Raw genomic sequence first — 18,056 nt, 5'->3', positions numbered from 1 at the left:
TGAATATGAACACATCTCATGTGCTGAGAACGTGTTCAAATAGCGTAATAAGTTAGTGCGGTGAGATGGATCTCAATTGCTTCCCGAATAGGGGCTATCTTCAAGGAACCAAGTCCGCTCGCCAACGTATTGAGCTTAGAACCATGTGGCTCATAAATAAATGCTCAGTTCTGGGCTGAAATAGTGTTGGAGAGTTTTATGACCGATTTAACCGCCTGCGCGAATCTCAACGGCTATGCCAAACGCGCACTGAGTTTGATGGATTTAACCACCCTGAATGACGACGATACCGACGATAAGGTTATTGCTCTGTGTCATCAGGCTAAAAGTCCTGCCGGTAATACCGCGGCAATCTGTATTTATCCTCGCTTTATTCCTATTGCGCGTAAAACATTACGCGAACAGGGAACACCTGAAATTCGCATTGCCACGGTCACCAATTTCCCTCACGGTAATGATGATATTGCCATCGCGCTGGCTGAAACCCAGGCGGCGATTGCCTATGGTGCTGATGAAGTGGATGTGGTTTTCCCTTATCGCGCCTTAATGGCGGGTAATGATAAAGTCGGCTTCGAACTGGTGAAACAGTGCAAAGAAGCTTGTGCAGCGGCCAATGTGCTGCTGAAAGTTATCATTGAAACCGGTGAGTTAAAGCAAGAACATCTGATTCGCCAGGCCTCCGAGATTGCTATCAAAGCCGGGGCAGATTTCATTAAAACCTCCACCGGTAAAGTGCCAGTTAATGCCACGCTGGAAAGTGCCAGCATCATGATGCGCACCATCCGTGACTTGGGAGTGGCGAAAACCGTGGGCTTTAAACCGGCGGGTGGGGTGCGTACTGCGCAAGACGCGGCAGAATTCCTACAGCTGTCTGATCAATTAATGGGTGAAGGTTGGGCTGATGCTCGCCACTTCCGTTTTGGTGCCTCCAGTCTGTTGGGGAGCTTGTTGACGACATTGGGTCATCAGAGCAACAGCAAAACCACCGGCTACTAATCATTATCTCAGTCATTGAACTGAGCAGATGCACTGCGGGCTATTTTGTCCGCTGTGCCGCTTTTATTTCATAAGCAGGGGGATACCTTGTTTCTCGCACAAGAAATTATTCGTAAAAAACGCGACGGTCAGGCACTGAGCGAAGAAGAAATTCGTTTCTTTATCAATGGTATTCGCGATAACGTGGTTTCCGAAGGGCAAATTGCCGCTCTGGCGATGACTATTTATTTCCATGATATGAGCATGCCCGAACGTGTGGCGCTCACCATGGCAATGCGCGATTCGGGCACAGTTCTGAACTGGAAAAGTTTAAATCTTAACGGCCCGATTGTGGACAAACACTCCACCGGCGGCGTGGGTGATGTGACTTCCTTGATGCTCGGCCCCATGGTGGCGGCTTGCGGCGGCTATGTGCCAATGATTTCGGGCCGTGGTTTGGGTCACACCGGCGGGACTTTGGACAAACTGGAAGCTATCCCCGGTTTTGATATTTTCCCCGATGACAGCGCATTCCGCAAAATTATTCAGGATGTCGGCGTCGCCATCATCGGTCAAACCAGTTCACTGGCACCGGCGGATAAACGTTTTTATGCGACGCGCGATATCACCGCCACGGTGGATTCCATCCCGCTGATTACCGCCTCTATTCTGGCTAAAAAACTGGCTGAAGGGTTGGATGCGCTGGTCATGGATGTCAAAGTGGGGTCGGGCGCATTTATGCCGACTTATCAGCTATCTGAGGACTTAGCCAAGGCCATTGTCGGTGTCGCCAATGGGGCGGGGTGTAAAACTACCGCGCTGCTGACCGACATGAATCAAGTTTTGGCTTCCAGCGCCGGTAATGCGGTTGAAGTGCGCGAAGCGGTGCGCTTCCTGACGGGCGAGTATCGCAACCCGCGTCTGCTGGAAGTGACCATGGCGCTGTGTGTCGAGATGTTGCTGTCCGGCGGTTTAGCGCAAGATGATGCCGATGCTCGTGCTAAGCTGCAAACAGTATTGGATAACGGCAAAGCGGCGGAAATCTTTGGGCGCATGGTCGCGGCGCAAAAAGGCCCGAGCGATTTTGTCGAGCGCTATGACAGTTACTTACCCGCTGCTCTGTTGAGCAAGCCAGTATTTGCTGAACGGTCTGGAATCATCACTGCCATGGATACCCGAGCATTAGGTATGGCCGTGGTTTCTCTCGGCGGTGGTCGCCGCCGGGCAACTGACCCGATTGATTACAGTGTGGGCCTTACCGATATGGCCCGTTTGGGCGCGACGGTTGATGATCAGCAGCCATTAGCCGTGATTCATGCCAATAATGAAGATGACTGGCAGCAGGCGGCTGATGCGGTGCGGGCAGCAATCACTCTGGGCGACAAAGCGCCAGAAGAAACCCCGGTGGTTTATCGCCGTATCACTGAATAAATACTCTATTTTAAAGGTGTCGCACAGCGTGCGAACCTATGCAGGAGAAAATAATGAAACGTACATTTATTATGGTATTAGACTCATTTGGTATTGGCGCAAGTGCTGATGCTAAGAAATTTGGCGACGAAGGAGCCGATACACTGGGCCACATCGCCGAGGCCTGCGCCCGCGGTGAAGCTGATGTTGGCCGTAGCGGCCCATTGAAGCTGCCGAACCTGAGCCGCTTAGGGTTAGGTAAAGCCGCCGAAGAATCTACCGGTAAATTCCCGCCAGGGCTGGATAAAAATGCAGATATCATTGGCGCTTATGGCTATGCCAGTGAGTTATCCTCCGGTAAAGATACTCCATCGGGCCACTGGGAAATTGCCGGTGTCCCAGTCTTGTTCGATTGGGGCTATTTCAGTGATGTGGAGAATAGCTTCCCACCAGAATTACTGGAAAAACTGGTCAAACGCGCCAATTTGCCGGGTTATTTGGGTAACTGCCACTCCTCTGGCACGGTGATCCTTGACCAACTAGGCGAAGAGCACATGAAAACCGGGAAGCCGATTTTCTATACCTCCGCAGACTCAGTATTCCAGATTGCTTGTCACGAAGAGACTTTTGGCCTGGATCGTCTGTATGAATTGTGCGAAATCGCCCGCGAAGAGCTGACTGACGGCGGCTACAATATTGGCCGTGTGATTGCGCGCCCATTCCTCGGTGATAAGCCCGGTAACTTCCAGCGCACTGGCAACCGCCATGATCTGGCTGTTGAACCGCCAGCGCCAACGGTGTTGAAAAAACTGGTAGAAGAAAAGAGCGGCGAAGTGGTGTCTATCGGTAAAATTGCCGATATCTACGCCCACGTTGGGATCACGCAGAAAGTGAAAGCTACCGGTCTGGATGCGCTGTTTGATGCCACCATTGAAGAGATGAAAAAAGCCGGTGACAACACCATAGTTTTCACTAACTTTGTTGATTTTGACTCTTCTTATGGTCACCGCCGCGATGTGGCGGGTTATGCCGCCGCGCTGGAATTGTTTGACCGCCGCCTGCCCGAGCTGATGGCGCTGGTGAAAGAAGATGACATTTTGATCCTGACCGCTGACCATGGTTGTGACCCAACCTGGCCGGGCACCGACCATACCCGTGAGCATATTCCGGTCTTGGTTTACGGCCCGAAAGTGAAACCTGGCTCATTGGGGCATCGTGAGACTTTTGCTGATATTGGGCAGACAGTCGCCAAGTATTTTGACCTTTCCCCAATGGATTATGGGAAGAATATGCTGTAAGGCTAAGCTGAGCGTGTCATTTTGGGATTGGGCAGTGCTAAAAATCCTCACGTACTTAGGTTTTATAAGACCAGGTGTAGGCTCCGGGGGGGCGCTGGCCGCACCCAAACTGCCTGTGCTCATCTACGCCTTCTGATTGATAGAATTCTACTGAATTGGGAGTGTATGAAAACACTAACAGTTCAGTAATATAAATTTTAATTCTCTGATTTTTAAGGAAAGTGATTATGGCAACGCCACATATTAATGCTGAAATGGGTGATTTTGCTGACGTTGTACTGATGCCAGGGGACCCGCTGCGTGCGAAGTTTATCGCCGAAACCTTCTTGCAAGATGTGCGCGAAGTGAACAATGTGCGCGGCATGTTGGGTTTCACCGGCACCTATAAAGGGCGCAAAATTTCAGTCATGGGCCACGGCATGGGTATCCCATCTTGCTCCATTTACGCGAAAGAATTGATCACTGATTTCGGCGTGAAGAAAATCATTCGTGTGGGTTCCTGCGGTGCGGTTCGTGCTGACGTTAAACTGCGCGATGTGGTTATCGGCATGGGCGCGTGTACTGATTCCAAAGTGAACCGCATGCGCTTTAAAGACCACGATTATGCGGCGATTGCTGACTTCGAGATGACCCGCAATGCTGTTGATGCGGCCAAAGCGAAAGGTCTGAATGTCCGTGTGGGTAACATTTTCTCCGCTGATTTGTTCTACACGCCAGATCCGCAAATGTTTGATGTAATGGAGAAATACGGCATTCTGGGCGTGGAGATGGAAGCGGCGGGTATCTATGGTGTTGCTGCTGAATTCGGCGCGAAAGCTCTGACTATCTGCACCGTGTCTGACCATATCCGCACCGGTGAGCAAACCACCGCCGCCGAGCGCCAGACCACTTTCAATGACATGATTGAGATTGCATTAGAATCTGTCTTGCTGGGTGATGCAGCGGCATAAAGTCGCCTTACGGAGCCGTACCATTGTGTTACGGCTTCGTTCTCTATTATCTTATTTATTTCTGCGAATCTATTCATAATCCACGTAGTTTGTTTTTACTGCCTTTACATATCATGCTATTAGCGATATAAATCTATTTACGCTTCTATTCATTTTTTTATTCATATTTCTATTCACGGATCGACTCTAATGCTCACTCTGGAAATGTTATTGCGACAAGGCCCGACAACGGCAAGCTCCTTGGCACAAGCTTTAGCAATCAGCCAGCCAACAATTTCCCGTCAATTAACGGCATTTAAAGACCGGGTACTTAAGATAGGGAAGGGGAAATCCACCCGTTATGCTTTACTGCGCTCGGTTGCCGGCGTGAGTGAGTTTCCGCTCTACAGAATTGATCGTGAAGGAAATGCCAGCCATTTTGCTAATTTATATCCGATCTATCCGGCTGAAATGTGTTGCGTACACCAACTGGATGACGATTCATGGCAACAATTCCACAGCCTCCCATGGTATCTGGCTGATATGCGCCCACAGGGGTTTCTTGGGCGGATTTGGGGGAAGTCCGTTGCTGAGCCATTGCAGCTTGATAAAGATATTCGCGGGTGGAATGAAGATCATATCCTTATCGCGCTGTCCCGTTTGGCAGATGATGTAAATGGTAATATTCTGCTCGGGCAGGAAAGCTATCAACACTGGCTGGCCAAACCTGATGCTGTTCCTATTCAACCATCGGATAAGTTGCAACGATATAACGAGCTATCTCTCATGGCGCTGGCGGGTGAGATGGTGGGCTCATCGGCAGGTGGTGAACAGCCGAAATTTACCTGTTATGCCGGATATGAGGGAAAGTCTCCGTCATATGTCATTGTTAAATTTACCGCGGCACAAGATAATCCTAACGCACAACGTTGGGCAGATTTACTGATTGCCGAGTCTCTGGCGTTAAACACGTTAAAGGATGCGGGTTTTTCAGTCGCGGCCAGTCATATACTGCAAAATCCGGATCGGCAAACTTTTCTGGAAGTGGAGCGCTTTGACCGACAGGGGCCGCGTGGCCGCATTGGTATGGTTTCTCTGGAAGCCGTAAATGCTGAGTTTGTTGGTATGCCGGTTGCCAGTTGGCCAAAAGTTTGTCGTGAGCTGGCACTAAAAGGTTTACTGGGCCAGGCAGAACTTGAGCAAGTCCGTTTTATTTGGGCTTTTGGCATATTGATTGCGAATACTGATATGCATCATGGGAATCTATCATTCTTGCATCCCGCCAATCGGCCTTTATCTCTTGCCCCTATTTACGACATGCTGCCGATGGCGTTTGCTCCATCAGGCACGGGGAATATGCGGAAAACGGTGCCTGATATTACATTATCGGCGGATGTAGGCCGTGAACATTGGCAGCAGGCACAGCAACTGGCAAATATATTCTGGCAGCGGGTGGGCGTTCATTCGAATATCAGTGAAGAATTCAAAGTTATTGCCGGGCAGATGCAGGAAAAACTGCTTTTACTTACCCCTCTGATTGGGCGCATGGCCTAATTCCCCGCGCCCTTGCCGCCGCAGCTTTGTTGGCAGCTCTCGCTTACCCGAATCACTGACCTGAGTCAGCTCATCGGGCCTCACTCATTTGCCGCCTTGCTGCAACAATGGCTTTGGGTATTCCCTGCGCCCTTGCTGCCGCAGCTTTGTTGGCAGCTCTGGCTTACCCGAATCACTGATCTGAGTCAGCTCATCGGGCCTCACTCATTATTACTTATCATCCGGTTTTTGGTCTGACTCTGCCGTCTCATCCTCATTTTCATCTTCTTTCACTGGTGTATTGGCGGTCAGCAGATAGGGTGATTGCTGCCAGCGGCTACGGCGACCTTGCAGCAAGGTGCGAGCCAGAATAATGCCGACAGCCAGCGCCACCAGTATCATCAGCCGCAATAAATTGGTGGTATTATCCACTTGCTTGGATTCTGTGGCGAGCACGTGGGTGTCGAGCGTCATGCGCAGAAACCCGGTTGGCCCACTTTTCCCAGGAATCAATTCCACAATCTGGTGATTGAAATAACTGCCGGGGCGCTTACCATCCAAAGCCAGTCTGTCGCGAACTTTGACATTCTCTCCCGCGCTGGCAACCAAGGTACCGTCAATCTGATATACACTGGCATCCAAGATGCGGCTTGACTGAGTCAATTGTTGCAGAATTTCATCGACTTTCTGGCTATCAATATCATCATCACTGGTATCCATCAGCGGTGACAGGCTGAAAGTGACTTGTTTTGCCAGCGTTTTTGCCAGTTCTTCAACCTGCTCCGAGCGGGCGAGTTGATGACTGAGGCTGAAATAGGATGCACCTTGCATAAGCAAAACCAATAATGCCAGGCAAATCAACACAATGGCGGTGCGGTGCAATCGGAATTTTAATTTAGCCTTAGCCATGCAGGTTCCTTACCAGAATCGGTGACTTTATGTTGCCAGAAGCAAGGGCGATAGGATAGCTTGATGCGTCCTTTTGTCTTGCCTTTACCCCGTTTTTTACAGGAGCCATTCATGTCTAATAGTCTGACCTATTGTGATCTTCCCGCAGAGATCTATCAATGGCCGGGTCTGCCACTTTCACTCAGTGGCGATGAAGTTATGCCGCTGGATTATCGTGCTGGTCATACAGGTTGGCTGTTGTATGGCAGAAAACTGGATAAAAAGCGCATTACTGATTTCCAACGCCAACTGGGCGCGGCAATGGTGATTGTCTCTGCCTGGTGTGTGGAAGATTATCAAGTTATCCGCCTGGCGGGCAGTTTGACCCCGCGCATTAAAACGCTGGCCGATGAAAGCGGGCTGGATGTAGCGCCATTGGGCGCGATTCCGCATTTGCGCACGCCGGGCCTGTTAGTGATGGACATGGATTCCACCGCCATCCAAATTGAATGTATTGATGAGATTGCCAAGTTGGCCGGTGTCGGTGAAGAAGTGGCGGCGGTCACGGAGCGCGCGATGCAAGGCGAGCTGGATTTCTCCGCCAGTTTACGCCAGCGCGTCGCGGCTCTGAAAGGGGCGGATGCCAATATTCTCAAACAGGTGCGTGACGAATTGCCCTTGATGCCGGGGCTGACCAGCTTAGTGCGCAAGCTTCAGGCGCTAGATTGGCATGTGGCGATTGCTTCCGGCGGTTTTACCTATTATGCCGAATATCTGCGCGATAAACTGCGGCTGGTCGAAGTGGCCGCCAATGAGCTTGAAATCAAAGACGGCAAACTGACGGGTAAAGTGCTGGGGCCGATTGTCGACGCGCAATACAAAGCCGATATCCTGCTCAAGCTGGCTGAAAAATTGAATATCCCGCTGGCGCAAACCGTGGCAATCGGCGATGGTGCCAATGACTTGAAAATGATGAAAGCAGCCGGTCTGGGTCTGGCTTTTCATGCTAAACCCAAGGTTTATGCCAAAGCAAAAGTGGCTATCCGCCACGGCGATTTGCTGAGTGTGCTGTGTATCCTCAGCGGTAGTTTAAAACACGAAGAGAGGTGAAATGTGGCTAAAGCACCAAAACGGGCATTCGTCTGTAATGAATGCGGGGCTGATTACCCGCGCTGGCAGGGGCAATGCAGCGCCTGTAATGCCTGGAATACCATTACCGAGATTCGGCTGGCGGCGGCAACATCCTCGACCCGCAATGAACGTTTTGGCGGCTATGCCGGTGATGCCGGAGTCAGTCGGGTTCAGAAATTATCCGACATCAGTCTGGACGAATTGCCGCGCTTCTCAACCGGTTTCCTTGAGTTTGATCGGGTGCTGGGCGGCGGCGTGGTGCCCGGCAGCGCCATTCTGATTGGCGGTAACCCCGGTGCGGGGAAAAGTACTCTGCTGCTGCAAACACTGTGTAAATTGTCCGAAACCATGAAAACCCTGTATGTCACTGGCGAAGAGTCACTGCAACAGGTGGCGATGCGCGCGCACCGTCTGGGATTACCCACTGCTGGCCTGAATATGCTGTCTGAAACCAGCATTGAGCAGATTTGCCTGATTGCCGAACAAGAACAACCCCGGCTGATGGTGATCGACTCTATCCAGGTGATGCATATGGCGGATATCCAATCATCGCCGGGCAGTGTGGCGCAAGTGCGTGAAACCGCCGCTTATCTCACCCGTTTTGCCAAAACCCGCGGGGTCGCCATCGTGATGGTGGGCCACGTAACCAAAGACGGTTCGCTGGCGGGGCCGAAAGTTTTGGAGCACTGCATTGACTGCTCGGTGATGCTCGATGGCGATGGCGACTCACGTTTTCGCACCTTGCGTAGCCACAAAAATCGCTTTGGCGCGGTCAATGAATTGGGCGTATTCGCCATGACCGAGCAAGGTCTGCGCGAGGTCAGTAACCCGTCGGCGATTTTCCTGAGTCGGGGGGATGAGGTGACGGCGGGCAGCTCAGTGATGGTGGTGTGGGAAGGGACGCGCCCATTATTGGTTGAGATTCAGGCGCTGGTGGATCACTCGATGATGTCGAACCCGCGCCGGGTGGCGGTCGGGCTGGAACAGAATCGGCTGGCAATTTTACTGGCCGTGTTACACCGCCATGGCGGTTTGCAGATGTCGGATCAAGACGTATTCGTCAATGTGGTCGGCGGGGTGAAAGTGACGGAAACCAGTGCCGATCTGGCCTTGTTGATGTCGCTGGTCTCCAGTTTGCGTGACCGCCCACTGCCACAGGATTTAGTGGTATTTGGCGAAGTCGGGCTGGCTGGCGAAATTCGCCCAGTGCCCAGTGGTCAGGAGCGTATTTCTGAGGCCGCCAAGCACGGTTTTAAACGCGCTATCGTGCCTTATGCCAATATGCCGAAGAAACCGCTGCCTAATATGCAGGTTTTTGGGGTCAAAAAACTGGCCGATGCACTGGCGGTGTTGGAAGATTTATAGCGCTCATTAATTATATACATCAATGAGGTTTATTTTTATGGATGAAAATTTGGGTAAGCGGTACAAAATCACTTTTGCCATTCTTTGTTTATTTTTGTTATCTTCGTGTGCAACAAAAAAAGAACAGCAATTATTAGTATACAAAATCAATGATGAATATTTTTCTCTAGATAAAGAATGTGTTGAACGCGTATACCTGCGCGAAAATAGGCCTGTATTTTATTTAAATGATAATGTAATTATAGAACTGGATAACAAAAAAGAGTGTGTGCAACAATTCGCTGATTTTTTCAGTTTGAATATTGGTGAACAAGTACATACTTCATTTAATGGATACGACATAGCGCCTGCTGCTAGAATAATGACTGCAATGCCCTTTGACAGTGGGATCCTTTCTCAGGGAGTTACTAAAAGGGAGATAGCATTAGAGATAGTCAAGGGATATGCTCAATAAAAATCCCGTGGTGTTTATATAAATGAATTTCATTCTTTATAAACATAAATAAGCCACGGGATTTTATTTTAGTTAAAAGTTAACTCTAATGACCTGACCGACAGAATGGCTTTTAAAGCGTATTCTGTCTGTCCCGGCACCACTCGCTTTAATTTGATAATTACCAGGCCCCATAGTAAAGACCTGCTCAAGACGTGATTCTGTCGCGTATTCTATTTCCACATCAAAAGATGAGGGCGTATCTGACTCCGTGTCAAAACTCACTGTGTAAACAGTGCTGCTACTAGAATGGCCTTCTAAATTGACCCACGGCCCCCAAAGTAATGGTGCGGCCCATGCTTGTACTGTTGACATATAAAACTCCTTTTAAATTATTATCGCCATACATGGCTGATATAATTGATTGAAACTACATGGATATAAAAATAACTTATTCAGCGGATATGTAATTAATATATTTCCTCTTTGATATATAGAATGGAATTCTTATCTAATATTTACCGTTCTAGAATGGCGAAAGCAATAATTGCACATTACTCCTCGGTTTCGCATAATCATTTTTAATGGTTAACACTTACAGGGTTGATATATAAAGACCGCGTCAATATTCAATTATTAAATGCAAAGAAGATGAATTAATGTGAATTATATTCAAAATTCATATCTTTTATATAAACCAGAGATAATCATGAGAAACAGTTCAGTATTGCAGTATCCGTGTTTAATTTGTAATGGATGAATAACGCGAGTCTTTGGAATTAATAAACCTCATCCTTGAGGCTCACCCTACGGGCTAGCATAAATGCTGTTCAAATCGATTCTCGACCGATTTGTATCTCTCTTGCCGCCATCTTGCAACTCGAGTTTTTTTGGTTATAGTCGTGTTCATCGCGCAGCATACTGTGTTATTTTTGTTTAGTGCGCTAAACAAGGAGGCGGTATGCTGCAATTCGACTATCTCAAAACAGCCATTAAGCAAAAAGGCTGTACTTTACAGCAGGTGGCTGATGCCAGCGGCATGACCAAAGGTTATTTAAGCCAGTTACTCAATGACAAAATCAAAAGTCCCAGTGCACAAAAGCTAGAAGCTTTGCACCGCTACCTTGAGCTGGAATTTCCGCGCCGCGAGAAAAAAGTCGGCGTGGTGTTTGGTAAATTTTACCCACTGCACACCGGCCATATCTATCTTATTCAGCGCGCCTGTAGCCAGGTTGATGAGCTGCATATCATTCTTTGCTTCGATGAACCCCGTGATCGCGAGTTGTTCGAGAACAGTTCTATGTCGCAGCAGCCGACAGTCAGCGACCGCCTGCGCTGGTTATTACAAACTTTTAAGTATCAGAAAAATATCCATATTCATTCATTTGATGAACATGGCATTGAGCCTTATCCCCATGGCTGGGATGTCTGGAGCCACGGCGTCAAAAAGTTCATGAATGAGAAGGGCATAGTGCCGAACTTCATTTACTCCAGCGAAAGCCAGGATGCGCCGCATTATAATGAGCAGTTTGGCATTGAAACTATTCTGATTGATCCGCAGCGCTCCTTTATGAATATCAGTGGCCGCCAGATCCGCCGTGATCCTTTCCGCTACTGGGATTATATCCCGACTGAAGTGAAGCCCTTTTTCGTGCGTACCGTGGCGATATTGGGCGGTGAATCCAGTGGGAAATCCACTTTGGTCAATAAGTTAGCCAATATCTTCAATACCACCAGTGCGTGGGAATATGGCCGTGACTATGTTTTCTCTCATTTGGGTGGTGATGAGATGGCGCTGCAATATTCCGATTATGACAAAATTGCATTGGGGCAGGCGCAATATGTTGATTTTGCGGTAAAATATGCCAATAAAGTGGCCTTTATCGATACCGACTTTGTCACCACGCAGGCATTTTGTAAGAAATATGAAGGGCGGGAGCACCCATTTGTTCAGGCGCTGATTGATGAATATCGCTTTGATCTGGTGATTTTGCTGGAAAACAACACGCCGTGGGTGGCCGATGGTTTGCGCAGCTTGGGCAGTGACCGCGACCGCAAATCTTTCCAGACTTTACTCGAGCAGATGCTGCGCAGCAATAATATAGAATATGTCCATGTTGAATCGGCGGACTATGATGCGCGCTTCCTGCGCTGTGTCGAACTGGTGCAACAGTTATTGGCCGCCGACCCGCAAAGACTTGCCCGCCCTTCAGTCTTGGCTGAAGCGCGGGAAGGGCAGGAAGTTAGTAAGTAATAACTATCTTGCCCTGCATATGCCCATCGGCCACTCGGCTATGGGCTGCTTTCAAATTCTCAACCGTCAGGCCATGCAGTGTTTCACTCAGAGTACCTTGCAGTTTGCCCTCATCCACTAACTGACTGACTTGCTTTAAGATTTCTCCTTGCTGGGCAATATCCGGCGTCGAGAACATACTGCGGGTGAACATAAATTCCCAATGCAGGGCGGCGCTTTTCAGCTTCAATTGATTCTGATCCAGCGGTTTTTCGTTTTCCACAATGGTGCAGATTTGCCCCAGCGGCGCGATCAATTCACTGATAGCGGGCCAGTGCCCGTCGGTATCATTCAGACAAAGAATATAATCAACTTTATCGATGCCCTCTTTTGCTAACTGCGCTTTCAGGTCGCGGTAATCCACTGTCAGGTCGGCACCACGTTCAAGACACCAGGCGGCTGACTCTGGGCGTGATGCAGTCGCAATCACTTTGACTGAGCTGCGCAAGGCCGCCAGAGGAATTGCCAGGGAGCCAACGCCACCGGCTCCACCGATAATTAGCAGGCTTTTATCCGCGCCAGCCTGTTGAATTTTCAGGTGTTCGAACAGCGCTTCCCACGCGGTGATGGCGGTGAGTGGCAGGGCGGCGGCCTGTGCCCAATTCAATGAGCGCGGCTTATGGGCGGTAATGCGGGCGTCGACCAACTGCTGAGTGGCGTTGCTGCCGGGGCGGGTGATATCACCGGCATACCAAACTTCGTCACCGACACGGAAACCGGTGACTTTCTCACCCACACTGACAACCACACCGGCGGCATCCCAACCCAGAATGCGCGGCTGTGGCAGACCCTTTTTCTTCAGGCCGCCATGCACCTTGGTATCTACCGGATTGATGGATGCGGCTTTGACCTCAACCAGCAAATCAAATGCGCCGGGCGTGAGAGAATCTAAAGTGATTTCAATAAAATCAGCGGGTTGTTGCGGATTTACCGCAATAGCTTTAATTGACATGGTGATTTTCCTGCTCCTGTTTAGCCTATCCATTGAGTCTAGACCTTTCTTTGCAGAGTGATAAGATGGACAATAACTAACGCAGTGTTCGTCTGAGGTAAACAATCATGTTTAAGCAACTCGATCATGTTTAAGCCATTCAATTATGTTTAAACAACTACAGGATATGGCGCTGTTCGCCAAGGTCGCGGAATGCGGCAGTTTCACCCGCGCGGCTGAGATGGTCGGTCTGCCTAAATCTAGCGTCAGCCAGCGGGTGAGCCAGCTTGAGCAGAGTTTGGGGATCCGCTTATTGAACAGAACCACCCGCCAGTTGAACCTGACTTTCGCTGGTGAGCGCTATCTGGTGCATTGTCAGGAGATGCTGCAAGCCGCCGAGCGTGCGGACTTGGCGCTGCAACGGCTGAAGGACAACCCCAGTGGTCGTTTGCGTATTTCGACCCCCGCAGGACTGGGGGCAACTTTGTTGGCGCAGTTGGCGACGGATTTTCAGCAGCAATATCCCGATGTTCTGCTGGAAGTTTTGGTGTCAGATACTATGGTGGATTTGGTCGAGGACGGCTTTGATGTGGCGCTGCGCACCGGGAAACCGCAGGATTCGTCACTGATTGGTCGGCGGTTAGGATACGCGCCGCGCTATCTTTTGGCTTCCCCCACTTATCTGGCTCAACACCCGCCATTGCTTCATCCACGTCAGCTCGATACCCACCGCTGCATTGCCCATCGTGCCTGGCAGGCGCTGATTTTACGCCATGAAGATGAGTTTTATCGCTGGCAGGTTCCTGCGCTGCATGTGACTGATAATTTATTATATGCCCGCGAGTGTGCGCTGAATGGCGGAGGAATTACGCTATTGCCCGCATTTTTAAGCCGCGAAGTGGTCGCCAGTCGGCAGTTGATTGAAGTTTTGCCACAGTGGCAAGCTGAGGGAAATGAGCTGTATTTGGTCTACCCGAGCCGCAAGCTGAACTCTCCAGCACTCAGTTGCTTTATAGGTGTGGTGATTGGGCACCCGGTATTTGAGGATTATGTGCAAGGGCTGGCTATTTTATAATGAGCCGAATACACTATTTATTCGGCTCACTAGATGAGCTGAATAAGAGTGTTAATCGGCTCATCCTCAGTGCTGGAGATCAAAATACGGGAAAACCTCTGGGTGTGGCAACAACAGGAGTGGCCTAATTTCTATTGGAATGATGCTCTAATTCAGCCCCAGCTACGCAATACTCGATTTAAGCTCGGGCAGCTCCTGGGTGAAAGCAGGGGAAATACTTCCGACGAAAATACCTCAAAAATGCTGGATACATTGCTGGCGAATATCATTGCCTCATCAAAAATAGAAAATGAACAGCTTAATGTCAGGTCAGTGCGATCATCGCTGGCTAAACGGCTTGGGGTGACCCTGGCGGAGAGTTACCCGACGACCCATCGTTCAGAGGGTTTGGCCGCCATGATGTTAGATGCGATCAATGGATGTGATACTGCCTTAACCCTTGAGAGATTATATCAATGGCATGAATGGCTTTTCCCTAATGATTTATAGACATTGAATCCCATTAATGTCGGTCAATTGCGGGGGAATGAGCCGATGCAAGTTATCTCTGGACGAATGGGTAAGGAAACTGTTCATTTTGAAGCCCCCCCTCGAGAGGTTTTATCTGCGGAACTGGCGCAGTTTATTAATTGGTTCAATGTATCTCGAACAAATTCTTTGATTGACCCTCTTTTGCGTGCTGCTATTGTGCATTTTTGGTTTGTCACGCTCCATCCTTTTGAAGACGGCAAGGGTCGAATGACTCGAGCGCTGACGGATATGGCGCTATCACAGGCTGATAGTCAAAGCATTCATCTTTATGCTATGTCAGTTGCGATTCTTGAAAACCGTGATGCGTATCACGCTATTTTGGAAGAAAGCCAACGCGGAAGTATGGATATAACTCCATGGTTATTATGGTTTATCGCCACCTTGGAACAGAGTTTGAATCAAGCTTCTGAAGATGCTCGTTCGGTACTGGCGAAGTCTCGCTTCTGGCTAAAATACAATCAGGTTGGATTGAGAGCCGAGCAGATAAAAGTATTGAACCGGTTGTTAGAGGGGGATGAAAATAGCTTTGCCCTCGGAATCAGTGCCTCTCAATATCAGAAAGTGGCAAAGGTCAGTAAAGCGACGGCGACCCGCCATCTTGGTGAGTTATTAGCCTATGGATGTATTGAAAAGCTGCCGGGGGAAGGGCGCAGCACTCGATATCAGATAAAGTATCCAGATTAAAAAGGCCTGCAATTGCAGGCCATGATACCCGTCATACTTCAAGCTGCATGTGCGTTGACTACACTCAATAACCCGAATCACTTACTCATGTAAGCTCATCGGGATGAATGAGCCTCATCCTTGAGGCTCACCCTACGGGCTAGCATAAATGCTGTTCAAATCGATTCCCGACCGATTTGTATTTCGCTTGCCGCCTTCCTGCAACTCGAATTATTTAGGGTATTAGATAATAATCAAAAACTATTTGGTCATTTTCTTATACTTGATACGGTGTGGTTCCAGTGCTTCGGCACCCAGAGTGCGTTTTTTCCACTCTTCGTATTCAGTAAAGTTACCTTCGAAGAATTCCACTTTACCTTCATCTTGATAATCAATAATGTGAGTGGCAATTCGGTCAAGGAACCAGCGGTCATGGGAAATAACCATGGCGCAACCTGGGAATTCCAGTAAGGCGTTTTCCAGTGCGCGTAAGGTTTCGATGTCCAGATCGTTGGTCGGTTCATCGAGCAGCAACATGTTGCCGCCCACCTGGAGCAATTTGGCCAAATGGATACGGCCGCGCTCACCACCGGACAGTTCGCCCACCCGTTTGCCCTGATCAATACCTTTAAAGTTAAAGCGGCCAACGTAGGCGCGGCTTGGAATTTCAAAGTTACCGATCTTCATGATGTCCTGACCGCCGGAAACTTCTTCCCACACGGTTTTACTGCCATCCATGTTGTCACGGAACTGATCGACCGAGGCCAACTGCACGGTATCACCCAGTGAAATGGTGCCGGAATCCGGTTGCTCTTGGCCCGATAACATGCGGAACAGGGTTGATTTACCCGCGCCGTTCGGCCCGATTATCCCGACAATCGCGCCTTTTGGCAGCGCAAAGGTCAAATCGTCAATCAGCACACGGTCGCCGTAAGACTTGCTCAGATGCTCAACTTCCAGCACTTTATCACCTAAACGTGGGCCAGGCGGAATAAATAACTCGCTGGTTTCATTACGTTTTTGGTATTCAACACTGTTAAGTTCTTCAAAGCGAGCCAGACGTGCTTTACCCTTCGCCTGACGGCCTTTAGGATTCTGACGAACCCATTCCAGCTCTTTCTCAATAGATTTACGACGCGCAGCTTCAGAAGAGGCTTCCAACGCCAGACGGGCGTCTTTTTGCTCCAGCCATGAGGAATAGTTGCCTTCCCATGGGATACCTTCACCACGGTCCAGCTCCAGAATCCAACCCGCGACGTTATCGAGGAAGTAACGGTCATGGGTGATGGCGACCACAGTGCCTTCATAATCATGCAGGAAGCGCTCCAGCCATGCCACGGATTCAGCATCCAAGTGGTTGGTCGGTTCATCCAGCAGCAGCATGTCTGGTTTTTCCAGCAGCAGGCGGCAGATGGCAACACGGCGACGCTCACCACCAGACAAATTGGCAATTTTTGCCTCCCAAGGCGGCAGACGCAGAGCATCAGCGGCACGTTCTAACTGGTTATCCAGATTATGGCCGTCGTGGGATTGAATAATGGCTTCCAGCTCACCTTGCTCTTTCGCTAACTTATCGAAATCAGCATCGGGATCAGCATAGAGCGCATAAACTTCATCTAAACGGGTCAGGGCGCGCTTAACTTCGCCGACGGCTTCTTCAACCGACTCGCGCACTGTTTGTTCAAGATTCAGTTTGGGTTCCTGTGGCAGGTAACCGATTTTGATGCCGGGTTGTGGGCGAGCTTCACCTTCAATGTCGGTATCAATGCCCGCCATAATGCGCAGCAGGGTGGATTTACCGGAGCCGTTAAGACCCAGCACACCAATTTTTGCCCCAGGGAAGAAACTCAGGGAGATGTTTTTCAGAATATGCCGTTTCGGTGGAACTACTTTACCGACACGATGCATAGAATAGACGTATTGAGCCACGTTGCCTCAGCCTCTCTAGATCAGTTTTTATTAGGATATCTGGTGCGGAGTGTAGCCCGTTTTACTATACCCGTCATCTTTCAAGTCGCAGGTGTGTTGGCCACTCTCGCTATTTAGCCCGTCCATGGGCTTTATCTTTTTGAGGTCGCTGCTAGCGGTGGCTTAAGGCGCGGTGACTATCATTGCTACGCGGCGATTTTCTGCCCGGCCTTTGGCAGTGCGGTTGTCAGCTACTGGCTCTAGCTTGCCACGGCCACGAACGTCAATATTGGCGCGTGGAATGCCAATGGCGGCCAAACTGTCTGCCACTGCTGAAGCCCGCTCATAAGAGAGTTTCTGGTTATAGCCATCTTCACCCATTGCATCGGTATGCCCATCAACCCGCATATGATTAATCCCGACATTGTGTAAAGCGCGGCCAATGTTTTGGACAGTTTGCACGCCCGATGCGTTTAATTTCCTGACGTCACTGTCGAATAACACTTTATTGGCTAGCCCAAACTCCCAGCCATTATCGGTTAATTTAAACCCTTGCTCTTGTAACGCCGCAATTTGTTCTGGGGTCAGCCCTTGGTGTGGCTTGGCCTGACAGCCCACTAATACCAACAAACAAAGTGCAAAAAAACTAAACCAAAGAGGATTTCTCTGACGATTTTTGTTTAAAACCAGCAT

Annotated in this window: 15 protein-coding genes and 1 pseudogene; 11 read left to right on the top strand and 5 right to left on the bottom strand. The window is 49.6% G+C overall.

Annotation, left to right across the window (positions count from 1 at the left end):
- The first annotated feature begins 198 nt into the window (after nt 1-198).
- The 5 genes from deoC (at nt 199) to yjjJ (ending at nt 6,166) form a co-directional block, all read left to right on the top strand.
- A complete protein-coding gene (gene deoC, locus FTA91_RS10340; protein ID WP_145583275.1) occupies nt 199-996 on the top strand; it encodes a deoxyribose-phosphate aldolase in 798 nt (265 codons plus the stop codon).
- 87 nt (nt 997-1,083) lie between these two features.
- Nucleotides 1,084-2,406, top strand: a complete 1,323-nt coding sequence (gene deoA / locus FTA91_RS10335) for a thymidine phosphorylase (RefSeq protein WP_145534250.1) — start codon at nt 1,084-1,086, stop codon at nt 2,404-2,406.
- A 53-nt stretch (nt 2,407-2,459) separates the two neighbouring features.
- Nucleotides 2,460-3,683 carry a phosphopentomutase gene (deoB, locus tag FTA91_RS10330; RefSeq protein WP_145534253.1) on the top strand — a complete coding sequence of 408 codons (1,224 nt, stop codon included), beginning with the start codon at nt 2,460-2,462 and terminating at the stop codon, nt 3,681-3,683.
- A 227-nt stretch (nt 3,684-3,910) separates the two neighbouring features.
- Nucleotides 3,911-4,633, top strand: coding sequence for a purine-nucleoside phosphorylase (deoD, locus tag FTA91_RS10325; RefSeq protein ID WP_050113633.1), 723 nt, complete (start codon nt 3,911-3,913; stop codon nt 4,631-4,633).
- Between the two features lie 189 nt (nt 4,634-4,822).
- Nucleotides 4,823-6,166, top strand: coding sequence for a type II toxin-antitoxin system HipA family toxin YjjJ (gene yjjJ, locus FTA91_RS10320; protein ID WP_145534255.1), 1,344 nt, complete (start codon nt 4,823-4,825; stop codon nt 6,164-6,166).
- A 210-nt stretch (nt 6,167-6,376) separates the two neighbouring features.
- On the opposite strand, the gene FTA91_RS10315 is transcribed toward yjjJ, so the two are convergent.
- Nucleotides 6,377-7,054 (bottom strand): YtjB family periplasmic protein, encoded by a 678-nt coding sequence (locus tag FTA91_RS10315; protein ID WP_050113635.1) that lies wholly within the window; start codon nt 7,052-7,054, stop codon nt 6,377-6,379.
- 111 nt (nt 7,055-7,165) lie between these two features.
- On the opposite strand from FTA91_RS10315, the gene serB reads away from it, so the two are divergent.
- Genes serB through FTA91_RS10300 form a run of 3 tightly spaced genes read left to right on the top strand, consistent with a single transcriptional unit; the run spans nt 7,166 to nt 9,983 of the window.
- Complete coding sequence (gene serB / locus FTA91_RS10310) at nt 7,166-8,143, top strand: phosphoserine phosphatase (RefSeq protein WP_050113636.1); 978 nt, start codon at nt 7,166-7,168, stop codon at nt 8,141-8,143.
- 3 nt (nt 8,144-8,146) lie between these two features.
- Nucleotides 8,147-9,529, top strand: a complete 1,383-nt coding sequence (gene radA / locus FTA91_RS10305; RefSeq protein WP_038636492.1) for a DNA repair protein RadA — start codon at nt 8,147-8,149, stop codon at nt 9,527-9,529.
- Nucleotides 9,530-9,566: 37 nt separating this feature from the next.
- Nucleotides 9,567-9,983, top strand: a complete 417-nt coding sequence (locus tag FTA91_RS10300) for a hypothetical protein (protein WP_145534258.1) — start codon at nt 9,567-9,569, stop codon at nt 9,981-9,983.
- 72 nt (nt 9,984-10,055) lie between these two features.
- Here the strand turns inward: FTA91_RS10300 and FTA91_RS10295 are convergent, their stop codons facing one another.
- Nucleotides 10,056-10,337 carry a colicin Z C-terminal domain-related protein gene (locus FTA91_RS10295; protein ID WP_050113639.1) on the bottom strand — a complete coding sequence of 94 codons (282 nt, stop codon included), beginning with the start codon at nt 10,335-10,337 and terminating at the stop codon, nt 10,056-10,058.
- Between the two features lie 586 nt (nt 10,338-10,923).
- Here FTA91_RS10295 and nadR point away from each other — a divergent pair.
- Nucleotides 10,924-12,216, top strand: coding sequence for a multifunctional transcriptional regulator/nicotinamide-nucleotide adenylyltransferase/ribosylnicotinamide kinase NadR (gene nadR / locus FTA91_RS10290; protein ID WP_050113640.1), 1,293 nt, complete (start codon nt 10,924-10,926; stop codon nt 12,214-12,216).
- Here the strand turns inward: nadR and FTA91_RS10285 are convergent.
- Nucleotides 12,206-13,207 carry a zinc-binding alcohol dehydrogenase family protein gene (locus FTA91_RS10285; RefSeq protein WP_145583273.1) on the bottom strand — a complete coding sequence of 334 codons (1,002 nt, stop codon included), beginning with the start codon at nt 13,205-13,207 and terminating at the stop codon, nt 12,206-12,208. The two genes, nadR and FTA91_RS10285, sit on opposite strands and share 11 nt — an antisense overlap.
- A 145-nt stretch (nt 13,208-13,352) precedes the next feature.
- On the opposite strand from FTA91_RS10285, the gene FTA91_RS10280 reads away from it, so the two are divergent.
- Nucleotides 13,353-14,261 (top strand): LysR family transcriptional regulator, encoded by a 909-nt coding sequence (locus FTA91_RS10280; protein WP_145583271.1) that lies wholly within the window; start codon nt 13,353-13,355, stop codon nt 14,259-14,261.
- Nucleotides 14,262-14,345: 84 nt separating this feature from the next.
- Nucleotides 14,346-15,476 (top strand): annotated as a pseudogene (locus FTA91_RS10275) (DUF4172 domain-containing protein).
- A gap of 240 nt (nt 15,477-15,716) precedes the next feature.
- Here the strand turns inward: FTA91_RS10275 and ettA are convergent.
- Both ettA and FTA91_RS10265 read right to left on the bottom strand, forming a co-directional pair.
- Nucleotides 15,717-17,384, bottom strand: coding sequence for an energy-dependent translational throttle protein EttA (gene ettA, locus FTA91_RS10270; RefSeq protein ID WP_032819367.1), 1,668 nt, complete (start codon nt 17,382-17,384; stop codon nt 15,717-15,719).
- A gap of 162 nt (nt 17,385-17,546) precedes the next feature.
- Complete coding sequence (locus tag FTA91_RS10265) at nt 17,547-18,056, bottom strand: OmpA family protein (protein WP_145534266.1); 510 nt, start codon at nt 18,054-18,056, stop codon at nt 17,547-17,549.

The organism is Yersinia thracica (assembly GCF_902170565.1).
Classification (GTDB): domain Bacteria; phylum Pseudomonadota; class Gammaproteobacteria; order Enterobacterales; family Enterobacteriaceae; genus Yersinia; species Yersinia thracica.
The sequence above is the reverse complement of the archived record's forward strand: the minus strand, read 5'-3'. Positions and strand labels throughout refer to the sequence as shown.